This is a genomic window from Kribbella sp. (assembly GCF_035687465.1).
Lineage (GTDB): Bacteria > Actinomycetota > Actinomycetes > Propionibacteriales > Kribbellaceae > Kribbella.
On the sequence record NZ_DASRXP010000045.1, the window covers coordinates 14,935 to 35,116 of the forward strand.

Consider the following 20,182-nt stretch of genomic DNA (forward strand, 5'->3'; position numbering starts at 1 on the left):
ACCTTGGGAGCATGACTTCTCAGAAGGCAACTATGGCAACCACCACCGCCGAACCAACCGTCGGCCGGTCCCGAACCGGTCTGATTCTGGCTCTCTCACCCCTCCCGTTCGCCGTCCTCGTGATCACCCTGCTGACCGCGGTCGCGGCCTCGGGGGTCGAGGACTCCGGCGACATCACGCCGGCGATCATGACGGACATCCGCCTGCAGTGGATCGGGGTCTGGATCGTCTATCCGCTCGCCCTGATCTTCGGCTCGGTCGGGATGTTCCGGCTGTTCCGTTCACGGCGAGGTGCGCTCGCCCGCGGCGCACTGGTGGCGACCTGCCTGTCCGTAGGGTGCATGCTCGTCAGCACGGCGCTCAACCTCAGTCTCACCGGCTTCAGCGCCGAACGCCTGGGCGCGGTGACCCGGTACGACGTTGCGCTCGAGGTGAGCCTGGTGTCGTTCTGGTTGGCCTGGGTGGCGCTGATCTGCGGCGGTCTCGCCTTGCGCCTGAGCGGGGTGCTCCGGCGTACTGGGTTGGTGGTCGCCATCCTGGCGGCACTGCTCGGGATCGTGGACGTGGCCGGGCATGGGGCGGTCCCGCCGTTCGTGGTGTCGTTCTTGTGGCTCACGTTGGGGATCGGCCTGATCAAGGCCCGCGGCGTACCGTCTTGAGCGTGAGCAGGTCGTCTTGACCGCCGACGTGCGGCAGATCGCGTCCGAGCCGCGGGAGTTGCGGCCCGGACGCACTGCTGTGCTCGCTGTCGATTTCCTCCTGGTCGCCCTGTTCCTGGCCGGCTTGGTGATCTACGTCGTGCGCGGCGTTGAGCGGCCCGAGGCTGTTGTCGGCGAATGGTCGGCAGAGGGCTTACGAGCGGCTCTGGACGGTTTGGGCCTGCCGGCGGGCGGCTTGGTCGCGTACATGGTGGGCCTGCAGGTCATGGTGGTCGTCACGAGCGTCGTAGCTGCTCTCTATCTGCTCCGCGGGCCGGTAGTGTCCCGCTTTCGGCTGTACCTGGGATTCGTCCTCGTGTTCAACGCGACTGCGGGCAGCGGACTGCTGTCGTCGCTAGCACAGCTGTATCCGGCCCATAGCTGGTTGCAGGGCCTGGAGGGCTTGGGCTGGTTTGCGTTCTTCCCGTTGGCTTATCTGTTCCCGGACGGGCGGTTCGTCCCTCGCTGGAGCCGCTGGTTACTGGTGGTCTGGGCGGCGCTCTTCGTGGTCGCGATAGCCGCACCGCAGGATGTTGGCGAGGGGCCGGTGGTGACCGTTCCGTTGGCCTTGCTGCTGGTCAGCTGTGTTGCCGCTCAGGTGTACCGCTTCCGCAAGGTGTCCGGTGCGGTAGAGCGGCAGCAGACCAAGTGGGTGATGGTCGCTGTGCTCCTGCAGCTCGGATACATCGCCACTGGTCCTCCTCCAGTGGAGAGCCCGCGCGGTCTGGTGCTGGACATGCTGCTCGCGCTGTTCAGCTACACGATTGCCGCAGCCCTACCGGCGGCTATCGCGGTCGCGATAGTGCGACACCGGCTCTATGACGTGGACCTGCTGATCAGCCGGACGCTTGTCTACGGCACTCTCACGCTGCTTGTCATCGGCATCTACATAGCGGTCGTGGGCGGCTTCGGTGTCCTTTGGCGTATCGATGGCAACCCGCTGCTGCCGTTGGTGGCTACCGGCCTGGTTGCTGTGGCGTTCAACCCGCTCCGGCAGCGGGTGCAGCGAGCGGTGAACCGGCTGGTGTGGGGAGACCGGGACGATCCGCACGCGGTGATGGCCCGGCTCGCTCGGCGGCTTGGTTCGGCGATGCCGCCCGAGGGTGCCCTGCAGACGATCGTCGACACCATCGGCGTCGCGATGAAGCTGCCGTATGTCGTCATCACCCTTGCTGGCAACGGAGTTCGCGCTGCCTATCAAGCTGCCGGGGGACCAGCACCGGAGCAATTGGAGGACTACTCGTTGCGCTACCGCGACGACGAGGTCGGCGTACTGTCCGTGGCACCGCGCCCAGGCGAGTCCTTCGGTACTGCGGATCGGCGGGCGCTCGCGGAGATCGCCGGGCACGCGGGGGTCGCCGTACAGGCTCTGCGGTCGACGGTGGACTTGCAGCGCTCGCGTGAGCGCATCGTGGCTGCGCGGGAGGAAGAGCGAGCGCGGTTGCATCGGGACCTGCATGACGGGCTCGGGCCTACGCTGGCGAGTCTGTATCAACGCATCGATGCTGCTCGGATCTTGCTGGCCAAGGACCCGGCCGCGGCGCACGGAGTACTGGATCAGGCTGGGCAGCAGGTGAAGTCGACGGTGGAGGATGTGCGGCGGCTTGTTTATGCGCTGCGGCCGCCGGTGCTGGCAGAACTTGGCTTGGCAGCGGCGATTGAGGAAGCGTGCCAGGGGTTGGCTCCGTGGGCGTTGATCGAGGTTGCCGACGAGTTGCCGGTCCTGCCTGCCGGGGTCGAGGTCGCGGCGTACCGGATTGCCGTCGAGGCTGTGACGAACGTGGTCAGGCATGCTGACGCGAGCAGGTGTGTGGTCCGGATCCTCGAGGAGGGGCGCGTGCTCGTGGTGTCGGTACTGGATGACGGGGTCGGGTTCGCGGCCGGTGCACGGCCCGGTGCCGGGCTTCGGTCGATGCGGGAGCGGGCCGAGGAACTGGTCGGGACCTTCAGCGTGGAACCGGCCGAACCTGCCGGGACGATCGTGACGGCCCGGCTGCCGCTGGGACCGCTGCCGCTGGGTCCAACGCCCCTGAGCCCAACGCCCCTTAGTCCACTGCCGCTGGGTCAGTTGCCGGCGGTGCCGGGGTCGGGGGATGCGGGGTGACGATTCGTCTGTTGGTCGCCGATGATCACGTCTTCTACCGCGAGGGGGTGAAGACGATGCTCGGCGCGCTCAGCGACGTCGTCGTGGTGGTCGGTGAGTCCGCGTCCGGGGAGGACGCCGTTCAGGCGGCCGCCGAGGTGACGCCGGACGTCGTGCTAATGGATCTGCGGATGCCCGGGATGAACGGCATCGACGCGACCCGGCAGATCGTGGCCGCCGACCCGCGGATCGCCGTCCTGGTGCTGACGATGTTCGACGACGACTCGGTGTTCGCGGCGATCCGGGCCGGGGCTCGTGGCTACCTGTTGAAGGACGCGTCGGTGGACGACCTGATTCGGGCCGTCACGGCGGTCCATCATGGCGAGGCGATCTTTAGCCCGGCGATCGCGGAGCGGCTGGTCCGGTACTTCAACCGGCCGCAAGCCTCTCGCGCGCCCGGTGTACTCCCGGAGCTGACCGATCGCGAGCGGGAGATCCTCGGGCTGATCGTGCAGGGCCGGACCAACTCGCAGATCGCGCAAGCGTTGGCACTGACGCCGAAAACGGTGCGCAACTATGTCTCGAACGTGCTCGCCAAGCTCCAGGTTCACGACCGCGCCCAGGCCGTGGTCCGTGCCCGTGAGGCGGGCTTCACGGCGGACTGAGCGGTCGGTACCGGCTTCCGTCAGAGGTTGCGCGGTCGGTGTCGACGAGTTGGTCCAGGAGCTCCCGAGCTCGAGCAGGAGACCACCGGAAAGCTCGGGCCAGCTCGGCGGCGGAGGCGTCGAGCATCGTGTCCAGGTATTGCAGTGTCGCTCGGCTGTGGTCCCGGCGGCCGCCGACGTCGAACTGCTCGCAGGTGAGCGTGAGCAGCGCGGCAGGCCAGCCGTTACTGGATTCCTGCACGCCGGCCGTCGTGACGAGCAGGTTGCGTTGCAGTTCACCGATCGCGCGTTGGTACTTGTTCTTGTCGCCCAGGATCAGGCGGAGTGCCGCGCTGGAGAGGGGCTCGGTCGCGAGGGCGCCGGCGATCTCGTGTGCCCCTGGTGAGAGGTCCAGGTGCTCGTGGTCGTCGAGCTCACCGGCGCCTGGGTAGATGGCGGCGAGCAGAGCGGGGGAGAGGAAGGAACCACGCCCGCCGAGGTAGGCGCCGTACCAGGCGAGGCCGCGGCGGGGAAGCTCGTCCTTCCAGCCCCAGACCTTCTGCTCGTCCTCGCCCATGCCGCCGCCGAACGGCTCGGCGTCCTCGCCGGCCACGGCCTCCCAGAGCGAGGGGCCGATCGGCCGCGGTGCGGGGAAGAGCAGCGCGAAGCCGACGTCGTCGACGAACTTCCCGGCCCGCTGAACCGAGCCGACCCTGTTCCCGCGCACCCACCATCGGGTCGCGCGGTCACTTGCCAGCTCGTCGTACGGCGCTCTGTCGGCGTTGGCCTTCATCCCGACAGTCAAGCACCGACCGCCGACAGTCGGCCGAGGCGACAGGCATTGCCAGGTAGGGGCCTTGGGAGGAGTGTGGAAGGCGTCCGGTGGCGCCGCCGGGGTGCTGCCCTGATGCGAAGGGGGTGGACCGTGTACGCGCGTTCCACCACGTTCATGGCCAGGCCGGAGTCGATCGACGCCGGCGTCGCCGAAGTACGCGACCAGGTGATGCCCAGGATCCAGCGGATGGAAGGGTGTGTCGGCCTGTCCATGCTGGCCGACCGTGAGTCCGGCCGCTGTATCGCCACCAGCGCCTGGCGGTCGGAGGAGGCGATGCGGGCCTCCGACGAAGAACTGCGGCCGGTCCGGGATCGCGTCGGGGAGATGCTCGGCGCGAGCCCGCAGGTCGACGAATGGGAGATCGCCGTGCTGCACCGCGATCACCGGTCGGCGGAAGGGGCCTGTGTCCGCGTCACCTGGGTCAGGGTCGACCCCGCGGACATGGATCGCGCGATCGACGTCTACAAGCTGGCGTCCCTGCCACGCGCCGAGGAACTGGCCGGCTTCTGCAGCGCCAGCTTGCTGGTCGATCGCAGTTCAGGCCGCGCGGTCTCGTCGGTGACCTACGACAGCATCGCAGCGATGGAGAACAACAGGGAGGCCGCTGCGTCGATGCGTTCGGCTGCGTCGAAGGATGCCGGAGCTGAGGTGCTCGACACCGGCGAGTTCGAGCTTGCCGTGGCGCACCTACGCGTTCCCGAGATGACCTGACACGCCCTAGTCCATCTGGTCGAGGTGGGCCTCGAGGGCGTCGAGGCGGTTGCGCCAGAGGTCGCGGTAGGGCTCGAGCCAGCTGTCGATCTCGGCGAGGGGCGCCGGGCGGAGGCGGTACCAGCGGCGCTGGGCGTCCTGGCGGACCTCCACCAGCCCGGCGTCGCGCAGGACCTTCAGGTGTTTGGAGACGGCGGGCTGGCTCAACGCGAGGTGCTCGACCAGCTCGCCGACCGGGCGTTCGCCGTCGCGGAGCAGGTCGAGGATCTCCCGCCGGCGTGGTTCCGCCAGCACCTCGAACGTAGTTGCCATATGAGGAATATAACCGCTCAGGCGTAGGGGTCGGTGATCTCTCGGAGAGTGATCAGTGCCGCCCGGAGTTGACCGACCTTGGTGGCGCCCAGGTGCGCGGTCCACTCGGCCTCGATCTCGGCGATCGCCGCGCTCGCGATCGGGATCGTCCTCAGGCCGCGCTCGGAGATCCGGACCAGCCTGGCCCGGGCGTCCGACGGGTCGGGGGTGCGCTGCACGTACCCGGCCCGCTCGAGTTGGTCGACCAGGAACCCCGCCGTCTGCTTGGTCACCTGCGCCTGCTCGGCGAGTTCGGTCAGCCGGGTGCCGTCGGGGCCGATCCGCTGGAAGACGCGAGCCTGAGCCGGCGTGATGTCGTACCCGGCCTCGGCCAGCGCTGCGAAGACCCTGTTCTCCAGTGCACGATAGGGGATGAAGAGCAGCAGTCCGAGGTTCAGTTCGTCGTCCGGCACCCTGTCATCTTGACGGGTAGTCAGAGAGACTGTCTAATTTGGTCAGAGAGGCTTACTAGTTCGGAGTGGGGTAGCCGCGATGCGGACGGATGAGATCTGGCGATACGTCGACTCGGAGCGGGCGAGTCTCGCCGACCTCCTGAGCGGGTTGACCGCCGAACAGTGGCAGATGCGATCGGTGTGCCCCGGGTGGACTGTGCAGGACGTCGCCGCCCATGTGATCTCGTCACCGCAGGCGCGAGTGCTGCCCGTGGTGAGCGGGATGGTGCGTTGCCGGGGCGATTTCAACCGGTTCGTCTTCGAGGAAGCCCGGCGCGCGGGCTCGCAGTACTCGCCTGACGAGATCGTGGCGCAGTACGGGGAGTTCGCCGGGTCGCGGCAGCACCCGCTCGGTACTACGGCGGTGGATCCGCTGCTGGACGTGTTGATCCACGGCCAGGACATCGCCATACCGCTGGGAATTCGTCGGGAGATGCCGGTTGATGCGGCCCGGTGTGCGGCCGATCGGATCTGGGCGAAGAGCTTCCCGTTCAAGGCCCGCAAGCGCCTCGAGGGTGTTCACCTGGTCGCCACGGACGTCGACTGGTCTGCCGGTGAGGGGGCCGAGATCCGTGGCCCGATGTCGGCCCTCCTTCTGCTGCTCAGTGGCCGGACCGTCAGCACTCCGCAGCTCACCGGCCAGGGAGTGCCGCGGCTCTAAGGGCCCCCCAGCTTTGAGGTCAGTTGGTGAGGTAGTGGACGACGGCGAGGATGCGGCGGCTGTAGCCGGTCTCCTGGAACAGGCTGAACTTGTCGAAGATCGAGTTGATGTGTTTCTCGACCGCGCTCTGCGAGATGAACAGCCGGCTCGCGATGCCGAGGTTGTTGTGGCCCTCGGCCATCATGGCGAGGACTTCACGTTCGCGGTTGGTGAGTTTGCTCAGGGGATCGGTGTGCGTGGTGCGGGCCAGCAACTGGCGGATCATGTCCGGGTCGAACGCGACCCCACCGGTGCCGACGCGGTTCAGTGCGTCGAGGAACTCCTCCACCCGCATCACCCGATCCTTAAGCAGATAGCCGACTCCGTCCTGGCCTGAGGTGATCAGCTCGGTGGCGTAGGACTTCTCGACGTACTGCGACAGCACCAGGACACCGACGGACGGCCAGCGTTCGCGGATCGTCAGGGCGGCGCGAAGGCCTTCGTCGGTGTGCGTCGGGGGCATCCGCACGTCAACCACGACGACATCCGGGAGAGCGTCGGCCAGTGCCTCGACGGCAGCTACCAGCGCGTCGCCGTCGCCGACTGCTGCTGGCACTTGGTGGCCCTCTTCGACGAGAAGACGGGCCAGACCTTCCCGGAGCAGGGTGGAGTCTTCGGCCAGGATCACGCGCACGGTAGCTCCGCCTTCACGATGGTGGGCCCGCCTGGCGGGCTGTGGACACTGAAGGTGCCGTCGTTGGCGGCGACCCGCCCGGCCAGTCCGGTCAATCCGCGGCCGCCCGGATCAGCGCCGCCCTCCCCGTCGTCGGTCACTGTCACTAGAAAGCCGGCAGTCTGACGGCGGAGGACGATCTCGATTCGCTCGGCGCCGGAGTGTTTGGCCGCGTTGGTGATGGCCTCCGAGATCACGAAGTACGCGACTGTCTCCACCGTTGCCGGCGGTCGCTCTGATAGTTCGTAGCGCAAGGTCACGGGGATGCTCGATCGTTCGGCGAGGACAGCGATGACGTCGCGTAGGCCGAGCTCGTCGAGCACCGTCGGGTAGACCCGCCAGGCGACCTCGCGCAGGTCGCCGAGCGCCTGCTCGGATTCCTCGTGGGCCTGCTTGATCAGAGCGGCGGCGTGGTCGGGGTCGTCGGTCCGACGGGCGCGACTGAGCAGCAGCCCCAACGCGACCAGGCGTTGCTGGACGCCGTCGTGCAGGTCGCGCTCGATCCGGCGGCGCTCGTCGTTCACCACCTGGACCACCTCGGCGCGGCTCAGCGTCAGCTCGGACACCCTGCGGGTCAGCACCTCCTCGGCCGAGGGGACTAGAGAGCGCCGGGCGATCCGGGCATCCAGTACCGGGACGCCGATGATGCCCATCACGTTCAGGTAGAGCAGCAGCGTGCCGGGAATCAGGGCCACCGCGAGCGTCTCCACGCTGATCCTGTCGCTCCCGTTCTCGATCAACGCCCAGGGGCCGCCGAAGATCCAGGCTGTCAGCATGGATCCGGCCACCACCAGGCCGAACAGGAGCAGCAGGAGGACGAGGCCGCCGAGGGCGCCGATCGGCCAGCGCCTGACGATGTACCGGAACGCGTTGCGGTCGGAGTACGGGCCGAGATCGTGGACCTGGTGCCAGCGCGCGAGCCGTCGCTGCTCCACGACGGCGAGTTGCCGGGCGCAACGATGCACGAAGCCGACCACCCGGTCCCGCGAGCGGGGGACGGCGACGATCGGGACCAGTCCGACGCTCGCCACGATCAGGAAGCCGAGCTCGGCCAGGGCCAGCAGCGAGCCGAGCGTGACACCCACCAGGGTCCTCACGCTCCGCCGTAGCAACCCGTCCCGCCTTCGCATGTCCGCAAGGTTAGTGGGCACAGGAGTGATGCGGACTGTGGTTTTCCGCAGTTCTGTACTGTGGAAATGCCGAGCAACTACGACGGTCGACCACAGGGCGCGAGCACGGTTCGCGCACCTAGCGTCGACGCCATGAACTCGACGAACCAGGTGATGATGACTGCGCTGGCGCAAGCGACCGAGCAGCCGACAACAGGGGTGGCCGGGTGGGCCATCGACATGATGGAGAAGCTCGGGGCGCCTGGCGCGGGGCTCGCGGTGGCGCTGGAGAATCTCTTCCCGCCGCTGCCCAGCGAGGTGATCCTGCCGCTGGCGGGATTCGCGGCGAACCGCGGCGACCTGGGGCTGCTCAGTGCGATCCTCTTCACCACGCTGGGGTCGGTGGTCGGTGCGCTGGCGCTGTACGGCGTGGGTGCGGCGCTGGGGCGGGACCGGACCAGGGCACTGGCCGCGCGACTGCCGCTGGTGAAGGTGGCCGACGTCGACAAGGCGGAGGACTGGTTCGCCCGGCACGGTCCCAAGGCGGTGCTGATCGGCCGGCTGGTGCCGGTGGTGCGCAGCCTGATCTCCGTTCCGGCCGGGGTCGAGCGGATGTCCATCGGGCTCTTCCTCGCGCTCACCGCCCTGGGGAGCGCGGTGTGGAACTCCGCGCTGGTCATCGCCGGCTACCTGCTGGGGGAGCAGTGGCATGTGGTGGAGTCGTCCATCGGGGTGTTCCAGTACGTCGTGGTGGCGGCCGCGGTCGCCGCGGTGGGGTGGTTCGTGGTAGTCAAAGTGCGGGCCAGGCGTTCAGCATCTGAGAAAGTCAAGTAGAGCGCTCGACTTTGGTTACGCTCGGGATCTCAACTGTCCAACCCTGCTGGGAGATGGATCCCGATGCCAACAGTCGCCTTCGAGCCGCGGATCGTGCCGGACCCGCCGGTCTGGCCGCAATCAGTCGTCACCGTGGTGGGCAATCCCCGCGCGGGTTCGCGGACCGCGGCGGCGGCCGCCTCCGTGGCGGAACTGCTCGCCTCCGAGTTGGGTACGCCGTACCGGATGGACGAACTGGTGGACCTCGTCACCTTCGCGCCGGCGATCTTCCAAGGAGAGTCGGCCTCCGAGGAGGATCGGGCGGCGCTGGACAATGCGATCGATCTGGCGTCGTCGGCTTCCGTGCTGGTGCTGGCGACTCCGGTCTACAGGGGGAGCTACACCGGGTTGCTGAAGAGCTTCCTGGATGTGCTGCCACCGCAGGCGCTCGCGGGGTCTGTCGTCGTTCCGGTGACGGTGTCCGCGGCGCCTTCGCACAAACTGCTGGCGGATCTGCATATCCGGCCCGTTCTGGCAGAGCTCGGGGCGAGTGTGCCGACGCCTGGCGTGGTGCTGGAAGAGCGCGATCTGGAGGACCTGCAGATCGTCCTGTCCGGCTGGATCCGGCACAACGCCGGCCTCGTGCAGGCGACGACCATCGCCCTCCAGCCGGTAGCGGAACCGACACCTGCGCAGTGATCACCTGCTCCGTTCATTCGCCCCCTTTTCACCCTCCAGCTCGGATACCGCTCTGACTGTTGGCGGTCCCTGAAGGTGAAAAGGGGCGAATGAACGGAGTGTCGGGGCTCCAATGAGCTGAGGACTGCTCGTGGTGGTCAGTCTGCTCGGGCGACGGCTTCCGCGGGGCGGGCGCGGAGGGTGGAGGCTGCCGGGACGAGGATCGACGTGAAGGTGAGCAGCGCGGCGGCTCCGATGATGATGAAGTAGATCCAGATCGGCCCGGTCGGAAGGGCCGAGGTGGAGACGGCGTTGCTGAAGGGGATCAGCGTCGCCAGCGCCACCAGCGTGCCGAGGATGATGCCCGCCAGGGCGACCAGGGCGCCTTCGGTGGTCAGCATCCGGAGTACCTGGGCGCGGGTCGAGCCGGTCAGCCGTTGCAGCCCGAACTCGCGGCGCCGGCGGATCGTTGCCGAGGCCAACGTGTTCACCACGGATACCGCGGTGTAGGCGATCAGCATTCCGACCAGCAGATAGTTCACCCAGGCCTGGGTCTTCATATCCTCGCTGTTGGTGGCGATCAGCGCATCCCGATCCGCCACCTGCACACCGGGATGAGCAGTCGTCAACGCAGCCAGTCCGTCCCGAGCCCTCGTCTCGGCTCCGGGGGAGAACCGGACCAGGATCTGCTGGGTCAGACGATCTGTGGTGTGGGCAGCGACCAGATCAGCCGGCAGGACGAGGCTTTCGTACCCACGTTCGGGCGCGAAGGTCGCCACCACCCGCAGTTCCACCGAGGCCCCGTCGCCCATCGTCATCTTGATGGACGACCCGACCGGCCGCTTGATCTTCTCGGCGACCCGGTCCGGCAGCGCGACAGTCGAACCAGTCAGCTGAGTCAGCGAGCCCGACGTCAACCGAATCGGCGCCGCTCCGTCAGGACCCTGAGCACTCACGCCCTGCAGCGGGGCGCCCTCCTCGTCGAACGGCGCGTTCCGCGGCTCGTCGATCACGCCGTTGCTCGTCACGTAGGCGGAAGCACTCGCGACCCCCGGCACCTCCTGCACCGCGGGCAGCAGCGAAGGCGCGAGCCCACCGGCGCTCGACACCAGGACGGCATCCGCTCGGAGGTCCTTCGTAAAGGCCTTCTCCGCCGCGTTGACCTGGGTGGTCTGCATGTAGAGGTTCGCCGTCGAGATCCCGACGGCCAGCATCACCGGCATCACCGCGGCCGACATCGCCACCGAGCGTGCCGTGACGTTGAGGATCGCGAGTCGGCCGTTGACCCGGCTCACGGCGTACAGGGGCCAGCGGATCAGGGCGAGCACCAGTTTGGTCCAGAAGGGGCCGAGCAGTGCGATGCCGATGGCCCAGCAGAGGATCGCGGGTCCGGCGGTGGCACCCGCGAGCGGGCCGGTCATCACGGTGGCGGTCACGATCACCAGCGCCAGTCCGCCGCCCAGGAACAGCATCCCGAAGATCAGCCGCACCCAGCCGAACCACTTCCGCTGCAGTCCGGCCTCGAGCAACGCCTGCACCGGCCGGATCTTGGCGGACTTCCGTGCGGCGATCAACGCCGCCCCGACGGTAGCCAGTACTGCGGCCCCAGCACCGGCCGCGAACGGAATCAGTCCCTGCGAGTACTCGACCAGGCCCGACACCACACCGTGCGAGGAGAGTTGGTCGAAGAGGAACCGCCCGAGCCACATCCCCGGCAGGAACCCCACCGCGACAGCGGGCAGCGACACGAGCAATGCCTCGCCCAGGATCATCCGGCGCACCTGGCCGGGCGTGGTCCCGATACTGCGCAGCAACGCGAACTCGCGCTCCCGGTGCTGCGCGGACAACGCCAGCGTCGAGGCGACCACGAACATCATCGTCATGGTCGCGATCCCGCCGAACGAACCGGCGATCGCGATCATCGCCTCCCGGAACGACCCGACGTCCGAGTGCTCCGCCTCACCGCGGTCCACTCCGCTGTGCACGGACAGAGTGGAACCAGTCGCCGCCTTGATGCCGTCTTTGACGGCCTCCAGGTCGGTGCCAGGAGCAACCAGTACGCCGAGCGCGGCGTACTGGTCTGGCTTCGACAGGCTAGCTGCCTGCTCCGAGGAGAAGAAGGTGTGACCGGCAGGTCCCGCCGCGATCCCGCTCACGACGAACGATGTCGGCTCGCCTCCCACGACCAGACTGACTCGGCTGCCGACCTTGGCTCCGAGGCCGCTCGCGGTCGTCTGGTCGAGAACCACCTCGTCCCGGGAGCGTGGCGGAGTACCGGAGCGCAGCTGGTACGGCGCGAGCCGGGCGGACGCCCACGCATGGCCCTGGCCATCAGGTGATCCCTTCAGCACGGGAGCCGGGAAGTCGAGATTGCCGACCACCTCCGACACGCCTTCCACCGAACGGATCTTGGCGACCATCGAGGACGGGACGCCGACCTGCTCGGGCAGGGGCGTCGCATCTTCCGCGCCGGGGCGGAGGTGACTTTGTTTGCCAGTGACAACGAGAGGGGCGGCGGCGAGTCGCTCGGGGTTGACGTTGGACCGGATCCCGGTCTCCATCAGGCCGCCGCAGGCGAGCACGATCGCGGTACCGAACACCACGGCGACGAAGGTCGCGATGAACCCGCCCTTGCGGAAGCGCAGGGTGCGGACGGCGAGGCGCATCATCGGACGGCCGCCAGCCGGGCCGCGCGAGCACCGAGGTGGGTCAGCCGGTCCGCGACCTGCTCCGCGGTCGGGGCGAGCATGCTGCCCGCGAGGGCGCCGTCGGCGAGGAAGACCACCTGGTCGGCGTACGAGGCGGCGACCGGGTCGTGCGTGACCATCACGACGGTCTGACCTTGGGTGTGGACCGGTTCGCGGAGCAGTTCGAGGACGTCGGCGGCGGTCTGGGTGTCCAGGGCGCCGGTCGGCTCGTCCGCGAAGATCACCGCGGGGCGGGCGACTAGGGCTCGGGCGATCGCGACTCGCTGCTGCTGACCGCCGGACAGTTCGCCCGGACGGCTCTTGTACTTGTCACCGAGGCCGACGCGCTCCAGTACCTCGCGGACGGCGGCGCGGTTGGTGCGGCGGCCGTCGAGTTCCTGCGGCAGGGTGACGTTCTGCCAGACCGTCAGCGCGGGGAGCAGGTTGAAGGACTGGAAGACGAAGCCGATCCGCTCGCGCCGGAGTTCGGTCAGCCGCCGCTCGCTCAGGCCGGCGAGCGGCTGGTCGTCGATGGAGACGGTGCCCGAGGTGGGTTGGTCGAGCCCCGCCGCACAGTGCAGGAAGGTGCTCTTGCCGGACCCGGACGGCCCCATCACCGCGGTGAACGAACCGCGGGCGAAGCCGATGCTGACGCCGTCGAGCGCGACCACGGAACTGTTACCGCGGCCGTAGACCCGGCGGACGTCGTTCAGGACCACGGAGTGGGCTGACCTTTGGATGACTTCCTGCTTACGCCTCATGACTGCGACGCTACGGAGAAGTGGGCGGGTCACCCAGGGGGCTGGGCAGCCGATGCAGGTGGTGCTAGGCCTACCGTTCCGCGAGCAGGTAGGTGCGGAATCCTTCACGGACGTTCTGCACGAGGGGCTCGGTCCAGTCGGTGCCGTCCGCGCTGAAGTGCCCGGTCAGTACGCCGTCCGTCGTCGGCCGAGCGCGGCGGCGAGGCCGGTGTCTTTTGGTCCGGCCGCGGCGATTACCGTCCCTGTGAGAGGGCCGAAGGTGAATCCGGAAGGCCACTGCTGTGGCACGTACTCGAAGAACGGCGCTCTGGGTGGTTCCTCGAGCTGCAGCACGGGGAAGCGGGCGTAGCGACTACAACCGACCACAGCATCCCGTACTGCGGGGACGTCGGCCGCGGGTGATCCCGTTGAGCGGGGGACGGCTAGCAGGGAAGGCACAATGCACGGGCCAAGCACCCGCTGCCAAGTCGCTCCCGCGAGACCGGGATGCTGCAGGGGAGCCGTCCCGCCTCCGCATCAGCCAACCAGACCTGCCGAACATCTAATGAGGTCGGCCCGGCCTTGTCGAAGGACGGCGACTGCACTGAGTCCACAAGACAAGCGTCCACCGGCACCGGCCCGAACCGTTCGACGTACTGCTCGACCAGCGTGAGCCAGAACCCCGAGAAGACCACGAACCGGCTGACGCCCCGGTCCTGCCACCTTTGGAAAAGCTCTGAGACCGCAGTCGCCTCGGTCGGCGAGGAGGAGGCTGGGGACGTGGACGCCTAGGGCGACTCCAGAGGTGAGGATCTCGATCACAGCGCATCCAGGTCCTTGCGCAAGTGCTTCTGGATCAGTCGGACCAGTTGCTCGCGGTCCGGACCGCTGTAGCCGCGCGGCGTCCCCTCGACGAGCATGATCAGGTAGAGATACACGCGGTACAGCGACAGCCTCTCGCTGTCGACACCACTGCCGTATCCGGCGAGCAGTTCGCCGTCCAGCGTGGTGAAGAGAGTCAGCGACGCGAACTCCGCCACAGGATCACCCCAGAACGCCCGCTCCCCATCGATCAGCCCAGTGATCCGCCCTGCCTCGACCAGGATGTTCCCGTCCCACAGATCGAAGTGGATCAGCCGGGGAGTCCGTACTCCGTCCAGCAGGTCCAGCCGGTCGAGCACCAACTGCCGCAGAGCCGCAGCCGGCCGAGGGAGCTCCACCTCGAAGCGAGCCGCATCCGCGAGCACGTCATCCATCATCCCGAGGAAGGCGGTGCTCCACGACGCAACAAGTCCGCGCTGGGGATAGCCGAAGCCGGAGCCAGTCACCTCGTGGAAAGCAGCAACCATCCCGCCGAGCTCACGCCATAGCAGCGCCCGCTCGTCTCCGGTGACTCCGGCGTTCTGCAGCGTGGTGCCGGGAAGGGCAGTCATCAACAGGAAGTCCTCGCCCGCATGCACAACCTCAGGCACGGGCGCCTTGCCGAGCGCGGACCGGTAGAACTCGGTCTCGGTCTGGATCAGCCCGTGCTCGTGGGTCAGCACCGGCGCCGCTGGATCGGGCGCGACCTTCAGCATCAGATCGCCGGTCGGAAGGCCGATCCGATAGACCGTGTTGAAGGTGCCCTCAGTGAGTTCGTCGTACGCCGTGACCTGACTCGGGTCGACGCCGGACTCGACCAGCAACTTGTCCACGCCCGCCCGGTCCAGGTACCGCTTGTTGCTCATCAGTTGCCTCTCGCGTCTTGGTAGATCTCCGCCATCAACCTGATCCTCGGTGCTGCCACGGTAAGTCCATCGGCCGTGCCATCGGCGATCGCGGCCAGCTGGCGGTCGTAGTACGAGCTGGCAGGGAAGCTGAGGACTTGGCGGTCCTCGGCGGTGATGACGAGGTTCAGCGGTACTGCGCCGACGACCGGGCGGAGGAAGTTCCGCAGTTTGACCGTCGCGCGCTCGAAGGTGAAGAGGTGCTCCGAGCGGTGGTCGGGACCGACATCGCAAACGAGGGTCGCCTGGACTCCTGTTGCCCAGCGCAACGATGCTGAGAACGAGCGGTCGACGCCGTCCGGTCCGTCGAAGTCCGATGAGCCCGAGGACGCGACCACGTCGAGCCCCACCGTCGACTGCAGCGCCTGCAACCAGTAGCTGGCGTTGTCGAAGAAGACGCCGCCTCCGAGCTCCCGCCGATCCCGATACCCACCAGCAGCCGGTACTGCGAACGTCGTCCTGGTGGCGACTGATTCGAGGGCTCCGTACCGCTCGTCCGCGATGAACTCGCGGACCGTCCGCTGCCACTCATGGCCGGCTGTCGCAACCGCCTCGAAGACCTCGACATCCTCGGCGGCGAAGGTGATCTCGGCGAGTTCGTCGGCCGTCAGGCAGAGCGGCTTCTCGACGATCACGGTCTTGCCTGCGACGGCGGCTCGGACCACCCAGCGGTGGTGTGCCGAGTTGTGCAGGGAGATGTGGACGGTGTCGATCGACGGATCGGCAAGGAGTGAGGAGTAGTCCTGGTGCACGACCGGGATGGCGTGCTTGGTGGCGTACTCCTTGGCCCGGACGGGATCGCTCGCGGCCACCGCGCGGACGGTCACATCCAGCCGCTGCAGGCTCGGCGCGAGCATTGTGCGTTCGGCGATCCCGGTGGCTCCGATCAGCCCGATCTCAAGCGGCATCGGTCATCCCTCGTGGTGTCAGGCCGACCTCGGCGCTGCTCGCGTCCAGGGTCAGGATCGCGATGCTCGGGACGGCGAACCCGGTCAGCCGGTCCCCGACGAAGCTCGCCGTCTGACTGCCCCAGTACCAGCCGAGATCGGTCGCCTGCGGGATCGACTCCACCCTGGTACGCACTCGCACTGTCGACCCCCAGCGTCGTCGTGTGGTGCTGCGGCTGTCTTCCGGCGTCTTAGTTCAAGCTCTGAAATAAGACTCCGGGACAACCTAACCGGGTAAGTCCCGCGACTCAACCCCCTGCGTCACCCTGTGATCGCGGACAGTCAGAGGTCGTCGTGGTCAGAGGTCATCGGGAGAGGGGATCGGCTTCTTCCGCTCGTTCTGTTCCTGGATCTCGAGGTGGGTCGCGTACGCGGTCGGCCGGTACATCTCGTCGAACGGCCCGAGCATCGAGCCGCTGATCCCGCGGCGTCGCGCCCGCGCGGCAGCCCGGTGGAGCAGCACGAGCAGCGCGGCGACCAGGCCGAGGCTCACCGCCAAGATCCAGAATCCGTCCATCGGCCCCACCTCCTCCCGAAGGACGAGTGTCAGGGCTTGGGTGTTCCCAGCAGGGCTTTGAGGCCGGCGATGTAGGTCTCGGGGGTCACGTCGCCGAGGATCAGGCGCTGGAGGATGAAGCCGGGGATCAGGCCGAAGAGGACCTGTCCGATGTGCTCCGGATCGGCGTCCGGGTCGAGGGTGCCGTCGGCCTGGGCCCGGCGCGCGACGGCGACGAAGTGGTTCCGCAGCAGGCTGTACTTCTGGTGCGCGACCGCCATGATCCCCTCGTTGTGCATGGCTTCGGCCCAGGCCTGCAGTCCGACCCGGGTGATGTCGCCGTCGGGATGGCAGGCGAGCCCGGTCAAGTGGTTCAGGACGGCATCGAGGGCGGCCGCCGGGGTCAGCGGCGCCTCCTGCGCGAGGATGCCCTCGAAGAGTTGGTCGACCGAACTCAGCGCGCTGTCCGCGATCGCCGCGACGATCTCTTCCTTGCTCTTGAAGTACCCGTAGACCGCGCCCGCGGACAGGCCGGACTCGCGGATCACGTCGGCCATCGTCGTCTTGTGGAAACCCTGCTGGATCACGCAGGACCGGGCGGCGTTGATGATCTGCTCCCGGCGGGCGACGCGGTGCTCCTCAGTGACTTTCGGCATGGTGTGAACATAAAACGAATGTCCGTTCTTGACAAGGTGGGCGATCCCCGCCAGGCTCGAAGCGATAACGAACGCTGGTTCTGTTTTATCAAAGGAGCTGACCCATGTCCGCGGACGAAGCCGTCACCGAGCAGCGCAAAGGCCCACCGCTGGTGGTCGTTGTCACCCTGCTCACGGCGATCCTCACCGTGCTGCTGATCGCGTTCGCGTGGCCGGCCTCCCGCTCGGAACCCCGCGACCTTCCGTTGGCTGTGGCCGGCCCGCCGGCAGCCGTCAGCCAGGTGAGCGGCTTGCTCGAACAGAGAAGCCCAGGAGCGTTCGAAGTCGAAGCTCTCGCGGACCGGGCGGCCGCGGTACAGGCGATCGAGGACCGGGACGTGTACGGCGCGATCGTGCTTGACCAGCCGCAGAGCATCGAAGTACTGACTGCCTCGGCCGGTGGGCCGGCGGTCGCGCAGATCCTGGCGCAGATGCCGGCACAACTGGCCGCTGCGCAGCCCGGTCTGACCGCGAAGGTTACCGACGTCGTACCGCTGCCCGCCGACGATCCGCGCGGTGCGGGTCTGGCCGCGGGAGCCCTGCCCCTGGTCCTCGGCGGGATCCTGGCCGCTGTCCTCCTCACGCAGTTGGTCCAGGCCGGGATCCGCCGGGTCATTGGTGCGATCGGTTTCTCCATCACCGGCGCGCTGGCGCTGGCCGCCATCCTGCAGTACTGGCTCGGTTCGCTGGAAGGCAACTACTTCGCCAACGCAGGGGTGATCGCACTGTCGGTAGCCGCGACCTCGCTGACGTTGCTCGGTCTGGAATGGTTGATCGGGACACCGGGGATCGGCCTCGGGTCCGCGATCATGATGCTGCTGGGCAACCCGCTCTCCGGCCTCACCAGCGCGCCCGAGATGTTGCCCTCCGGCTGGGGAGCGCTCGGCCAGCTGCTGCCACCAGGAGCAGCCGGTACTGCGCTCCGCTCGGTGAGCTTCTTCGACGGGGCAGGTGCCGGGCGGCCCTTCCTGGTGCTGAGTTGCTGGTTGGTCCTCGGACTCGCGCTCTGCACCCTGGGCGCCCTCCGCAGCCGCAGCCGCAGCGTCGTACATGGTCGTCATGAGGCGTCGCCCGTTACTGTCTGAACGATGACGGCGCGGTGACCGGATCGTTACGAGCCGGTCACCGCGCCGAGGCGTTCCTGCGGGGACAACGTTGTCTGTCAACCATTGACTTCACTGGTCTGGGCCTCCTACGGTCACGGGAAAGCCCGCTGGGTTTGAGCGGTGGTACCGGGATGACAACGATTGCCCGAAGGTAGGACGTGATGGTCACAAGGAAACGTTTCAAAGCGGCCGGCGCACTCGCCCTGGGTGCACTCCTGCTGGGAGTCTCGGCCTGCAGTCAGGGATCGACCACCCAGGAGCCGGAGGCGGGCGGCTCGCAGAGCGCCGGACCGGCGAACATCAAGATCGCCTACCAGCAGTGGGGTCCCGGCACGGTGATGAAGAACTTCCTCACCGGGGCCAAGACCGAGTACGAGGCGGCCAATCCGGGATCGAAGGTCGAGATCGTCCCGATCGTGGCCAGCGAGAACGACTACTACACCAAGCTGCAGTTGATGATGCGCTCGCCGAACACGGCGCCGGACATCGTCTACGAGGACACCTTCCTGATCAACTCCGACATCACCGCGGGGTACCTGAAGCCGCTGGACGACTACATCGCGAACTGGGCCGACTGGAACCAGTTCGAGGAGACCGCCAAGGGCGCCGCGAAGGGCCAGGACGGCAAGATCTACGGCGTTCCGGACGGCACTGACACGAGGGCGCTCTGGTACAACAAGGAGATCTTCGCCAAGGCCGGACTGCCGGCCGACTGGCAGCCGAAGACCTGGGACGACGTGCTGAACACCGCGCGCACCATCAAGCAGAAGGTGCCCGGTGTCACCCCGCTGAACGTGTACTCCGGCAAGCCGATGGGTGAGGCGTCCGCCATGCAGGGCTTCGAGATGCTGCTCTACGGGACCAAGGACACCCTCTACAACTTCGACCAGAAGAAGTGGGTCGTCGGCAGCCAGGGCTTCAAGGACTCGCTGAACTTCATCAAGACGGTTTACACCGAGGGCATCGCCCCGCAGCCGAAGCAGGCGCTCGACCCGAACATGGGCAACAAGGTCGGCAGCGACCTGCTGCCGAACGGCAAGCTGGCGATCGCGCTGGACGGCTCCTGGCTCTACAACAACTGGCAGAAGACCGGCGCGAAGCCGTGGCCGCAGTGGACCGAGGTGCTCGGCCAGACCGCGATGCCGACCCAGACCGGCGAGGGCAAGGGCAAGGTCAGCCTGTCCGGCGGCTGGACCTGGGCGATCCCGGCCAAGTCGAAGTCTCCGGACGCGGCCTGGAACTTCATCAAGACCCTGCAGACACAGAAGAACGCGACCAAGTACGCCACCGACGGCGCGCAGATCGCGGTCCGCAAGGACGTCGCCTCGGACGCCGGCTACAAGAACTCGGCGAAGAGCACGCAGTTCTTCACCGACCTGGTGGCGGTGACCGTGTACCGGCCCGCGCTGCCGGAGTACCCGAAGGTCTCCAACGAGATCATCACGGCGATGGAAGCGGTGATGACGGGACAGTCGTCGCCGGAGGAAGCCGCGAAGAACTACGACGAGGCGGTCGAGGGCATCGTCGGCGGCAAGGACAAAGTCACCACCGAGAGCCAGTAAGGGTCGACGCAGCAGCCTCGAAGGGATTTCTCTGTGACGACATCTGCTTCCGCTGTGTCCGTTTCGTCCGGCCGTAAGGCCGGGCGGAGCGGGCCGCCGCGTGGCGCCAAGGCCGTGAAGATGTTGCCGTTGGCACCGGCCATCGTGCTGATGCTGATCTTCCTGGCCGGCCCGATCCTGTACTGCGTGTACGCCGCGTTCACCAACATGGCGCTGACCGGAACGGGCGCCGCGAACGTGCAGTTCGTCGGCCTGGACAACTTCCGGAAGGCCTTCGGCAGCAGCGCGTTCGTCAACTCGATCTGGCTGACCCTGGTCTTCACGCTGATCTCGGCGATCATCGGCCAGAACACGCTCGGACTCGGTCTGGCGCTGCTGATGCGCCGTTCCACCAAGGTCATCCGTAGCTTCGTCGGCACCGCGGTGATCGGCGCGT

23 protein-coding genes are annotated in these 20,182 nt (G+C 67.6%); 10 read left to right on the top strand and 13 right to left on the bottom strand.

What is annotated here, in order from left to right:
* Positions 1–11: 11 nt before the first annotated feature.
* From VFG33_RS02270 to VFG33_RS02280, 3 genes are read left to right on the top strand one after another with little or no spacing between them, the layout of a single operon-like run.
* A complete protein-coding gene (locus VFG33_RS02270; protein WP_325021823.1) occupies positions 12–659 on the top strand; it encodes a hypothetical protein in 648 nt (215 codons plus the stop codon).
* 16 nt (positions 660–675) lie between these two features.
* Positions 676–2,802 carry a sensor histidine kinase gene (locus tag VFG33_RS02275; protein WP_325021825.1) on the top strand — a complete coding sequence of 709 codons (2,127 nt, stop codon included), beginning with the start codon at positions 676–678 and terminating at the stop codon, positions 2,800–2,802.
* Positions 2,799–3,446: a response regulator gene (locus VFG33_RS02280; protein ID WP_325021828.1), complete on the top strand. Its 648-nt coding sequence runs from the start codon at positions 2,799–2,801 to the stop codon at positions 3,444–3,446. The genes VFG33_RS02275 and VFG33_RS02280 overlap by 4 nt, the downstream gene beginning before the upstream one ends.
* Here VFG33_RS02280 and VFG33_RS02285 read toward each other — a convergent pair.
* The gene (locus tag VFG33_RS02285) at positions 3,433–4,218 is read right to left on the bottom strand and encodes an AlkZ-related protein (RefSeq protein WP_325021830.1); all 786 of its coding nucleotides are present in this window, start codon (positions 4,216–4,218) and stop codon (positions 3,433–3,435) included. The two genes, VFG33_RS02280 and VFG33_RS02285, sit on opposite strands and share 14 nt — an antisense overlap.
* 114 nt (positions 4,219–4,332) lie before the next feature.
* On the opposite strand from VFG33_RS02285, the gene VFG33_RS02290 reads away from it, so the two are divergent.
* The gene (locus tag VFG33_RS02290; protein WP_325021831.1) at positions 4,333–4,971 is read left to right on the top strand and encodes a putative quinol monooxygenase; all 639 of its coding nucleotides are present in this window, start codon (positions 4,333–4,335) and stop codon (positions 4,969–4,971) included.
* Between the two features lie 6 nt (positions 4,972–4,977).
* On the opposite strand, the gene VFG33_RS02295 is transcribed toward VFG33_RS02290, so the two are convergent.
* Positions 4,978–5,283 (bottom strand): ArsR/SmtB family transcription factor, encoded by a 306-nt coding sequence (locus tag VFG33_RS02295; protein ID WP_325021834.1) that lies wholly within the window; start codon positions 5,281–5,283, stop codon positions 4,978–4,980.
* Between the two features lie 17 nt (positions 5,284–5,300).
* Positions 5,301–5,735 (bottom strand): MarR family winged helix-turn-helix transcriptional regulator, encoded by a 435-nt coding sequence (locus tag VFG33_RS02300; RefSeq protein ID WP_325021836.1) that lies wholly within the window; start codon positions 5,733–5,735, stop codon positions 5,301–5,303.
* 79 nt (positions 5,736–5,814) lie between these two features.
* Here VFG33_RS02300 and VFG33_RS02305 point away from each other — a divergent pair, with 79 nt between their 5' ends.
* A complete protein-coding gene (locus VFG33_RS02305) occupies positions 5,815–6,435 on the top strand; it encodes a maleylpyruvate isomerase family mycothiol-dependent enzyme (RefSeq protein ID WP_325021838.1) in 621 nt (206 codons plus the stop codon).
* 19 nt (positions 6,436–6,454) lie between these two features.
* Here the strand turns inward: VFG33_RS02305 and VFG33_RS02310 are convergent, their stop codons facing one another.
* Both VFG33_RS02310 and VFG33_RS02315 read right to left on the bottom strand, forming a co-directional pair.
* Positions 6,455–7,108 carry a response regulator transcription factor gene (locus VFG33_RS02310; protein WP_325021840.1) on the bottom strand — a complete coding sequence of 218 codons (654 nt, stop codon included), beginning with the start codon at positions 7,106–7,108 and terminating at the stop codon, positions 6,455–6,457.
* Positions 7,099–8,277: a sensor histidine kinase gene (locus VFG33_RS02315; RefSeq protein ID WP_325021842.1), complete on the bottom strand. Its 1,179-nt coding sequence runs from the start codon at positions 8,275–8,277 to the stop codon at positions 7,099–7,101. Before VFG33_RS02315 ends, VFG33_RS02310 begins: the two co-directional genes overlap by 10 nt.
* A 132-nt stretch (positions 8,278–8,409) precedes the next feature.
* On the opposite strand from VFG33_RS02315, the gene VFG33_RS02320 reads away from it, so the two are divergent.
* Positions 8,410–9,090, top strand: a complete 681-nt coding sequence (locus tag VFG33_RS02320) for a DedA family protein (RefSeq protein ID WP_325021844.1) — start codon at positions 8,410–8,412, stop codon at positions 9,088–9,090.
* A gap of 63 nt (positions 9,091–9,153) precedes the next feature.
* Positions 9,154–9,768, top strand: a complete 615-nt coding sequence (locus VFG33_RS02325) for an NADPH-dependent FMN reductase (protein ID WP_325021846.1) — start codon at positions 9,154–9,156, stop codon at positions 9,766–9,768.
* Between the two features lie 137 nt (positions 9,769–9,905).
* Here VFG33_RS02325 and VFG33_RS02330 read toward each other — a convergent pair whose 3' ends face one another.
* The 8 genes from VFG33_RS02330 to VFG33_RS02365 form a co-directional block, all read right to left on the bottom strand.
* Positions 9,906–12,416, bottom strand: coding sequence for an FtsX-like permease family protein (locus VFG33_RS02330; RefSeq protein ID WP_325021848.1), 2,511 nt, complete (start codon positions 12,414–12,416; stop codon positions 9,906–9,908).
* Positions 12,413–13,195, bottom strand: a complete 783-nt coding sequence (locus tag VFG33_RS02335) for an ABC transporter ATP-binding protein (protein ID WP_325021850.1) — start codon at positions 13,193–13,195, stop codon at positions 12,413–12,415. Before VFG33_RS02335 ends, VFG33_RS02330 begins: the two co-directional genes overlap by 4 nt.
* Before the next feature lie 165 nt (positions 13,196–13,360).
* Positions 13,361–13,633, bottom strand: coding sequence for a hypothetical protein (locus VFG33_RS02340; protein ID WP_325021852.1), 273 nt, complete (start codon positions 13,631–13,633; stop codon positions 13,361–13,363).
* A 359-nt stretch (positions 13,634–13,992) separates the two neighbouring features.
* On the bottom strand, positions 13,993–14,901 hold the full coding sequence (locus VFG33_RS02345) for a phosphotransferase family protein (protein WP_325021854.1): 909 nt from the start codon (positions 14,899–14,901) through the stop codon (positions 13,993–13,995).
* Positions 14,901–15,848, bottom strand: a complete 948-nt coding sequence (locus VFG33_RS02350) for a Gfo/Idh/MocA family protein (protein ID WP_325021857.1) — start codon at positions 15,846–15,848, stop codon at positions 14,901–14,903. Before VFG33_RS02350 ends, VFG33_RS02345 begins: the two co-directional genes overlap by 1 nt.
* On the bottom strand, positions 15,838–16,023 hold the full coding sequence (locus tag VFG33_RS02355; RefSeq protein WP_325021859.1) for a hypothetical protein: 186 nt from the start codon (positions 16,021–16,023) through the stop codon (positions 15,838–15,840). The genes VFG33_RS02350 and VFG33_RS02355 overlap by 11 nt, the downstream gene beginning before the upstream one ends.
* A gap of 162 nt (positions 16,024–16,185) precedes the next feature.
* The gene (locus VFG33_RS02360) at positions 16,186–16,404 is read right to left on the bottom strand and encodes a hypothetical protein (RefSeq protein WP_325021862.1); all 219 of its coding nucleotides are present in this window, start codon (positions 16,402–16,404) and stop codon (positions 16,186–16,188) included.
* A 29-nt stretch (positions 16,405–16,433) separates the two neighbouring features.
* Complete coding sequence (locus VFG33_RS02365; protein ID WP_325021864.1) at positions 16,434–17,039, bottom strand: TetR/AcrR family transcriptional regulator; 606 nt, start codon at positions 17,037–17,039, stop codon at positions 16,434–16,436.
* A 104-nt stretch (positions 17,040–17,143) separates the two neighbouring features.
* Between VFG33_RS02365 and VFG33_RS02370 the strand changes: the two genes are divergently transcribed.
* The 3 genes from VFG33_RS02370 to VFG33_RS02380 form a co-directional block, all read left to right on the top strand.
* On the top strand, positions 17,144–18,163 hold the full coding sequence (locus tag VFG33_RS02370) for an ABC transporter permease (protein WP_325021866.1): 1,020 nt from the start codon (positions 17,144–17,146) through the stop codon (positions 18,161–18,163).
* A 182-nt stretch (positions 18,164–18,345) separates the two neighbouring features.
* On the top strand, positions 18,346–19,746 hold the full coding sequence (locus VFG33_RS02375; protein WP_325021868.1) for an extracellular solute-binding protein: 1,401 nt from the start codon (positions 18,346–18,348) through the stop codon (positions 19,744–19,746).
* Positions 19,747–19,779: 33 nt separating this feature from the next.
* Positions 19,780–20,182: carbohydrate ABC transporter permease (locus VFG33_RS02380; protein ID WP_414672916.1), on the top strand; the 403-nt coding region annotated here is incomplete at its 3' end.

Bases quoted from the DNA above. Each gene is read 5' to 3' on its own strand.
- VFG33_RS02305 (WP_325021838.1), top strand. From the start codon at position 5,815: ATGCGGACGGATGAGATCTGGCGATACGTCGACTCGGAGCGGGCGAGT.
- VFG33_RS02365 (WP_325021864.1), bottom strand. From the start codon at position 17,039: ATGCCGAAAGTCACTGAGGAGCACCGCGTCGCCCGCCGGGAGCAGATC.
- VFG33_RS02370 (WP_325021866.1), top strand. From the start codon at position 17,144: ATGTCCGCGGACGAAGCCGTCACCGAGCAGCGCAAAGGCCCACCGCTG.
- VFG33_RS02270 (WP_325021823.1), top strand. From the start codon at position 12: ATGACTTCTCAGAAGGCAACTATGGCAACCACCACCGCCGAACCAACC.
- VFG33_RS02345 (WP_325021854.1), bottom strand. From the start codon at position 14,901: ATGAGCAACAAGCGGTACCTGGACCGGGCGGGCGTGGACAAGTTGCTG.
- VFG33_RS02375 (WP_325021868.1), top strand. From the start codon at position 18,346: ATGGTCACAAGGAAACGTTTCAAAGCGGCCGGCGCACTCGCCCTGGGT.
- VFG33_RS02360 (WP_325021862.1), bottom strand. From the start codon at position 16,404: ATGGACGGATTCTGGATCTTGGCGGTGAGCCTCGGCCTGGTCGCCGCG.
- VFG33_RS02325 (WP_325021846.1), top strand. From the start codon at position 9,154: ATGCCAACAGTCGCCTTCGAGCCGCGGATCGTGCCGGACCCGCCGGTC.
- VFG33_RS02320 (WP_325021844.1), top strand. From the start codon at position 8,410: ATGAACTCGACGAACCAGGTGATGATGACTGCGCTGGCGCAAGCGACC.
- VFG33_RS02350 (WP_325021857.1), bottom strand. From the start codon at position 15,848: ATGCCGCTTGAGATCGGGCTGATCGGAGCCACCGGGATCGCCGAACGC.
- VFG33_RS02295 (WP_325021834.1), bottom strand. From the start codon at position 5,283: ATGGCAACTACGTTCGAGGTGCTGGCGGAACCACGCCGGCGGGAGATC.
- VFG33_RS02335 (WP_325021850.1), bottom strand. From the start codon at position 13,195: ATGAGGCGTAAGCAGGAAGTCATCCAAAGGTCAGCCCACTCCGTGGTC.
- VFG33_RS02285 (WP_325021830.1), bottom strand. From the start codon at position 4,218: ATGAAGGCCAACGCCGACAGAGCGCCGTACGACGAGCTGGCAAGTGAC.
- VFG33_RS02290 (WP_325021831.1), top strand. From the start codon at position 4,333: ATGCGAAGGGGGTGGACCGTGTACGCGCGTTCCACCACGTTCATGGCC.
- VFG33_RS02315 (WP_325021842.1), bottom strand. From the start codon at position 8,277: ATGCGAAGGCGGGACGGGTTGCTACGGCGGAGCGTGAGGACCCTGGTG.
- VFG33_RS02330 (WP_325021848.1), bottom strand. From the start codon at position 12,416: ATGATGCGCCTCGCCGTCCGCACCCTGCGCTTCCGCAAGGGCGGGTTC.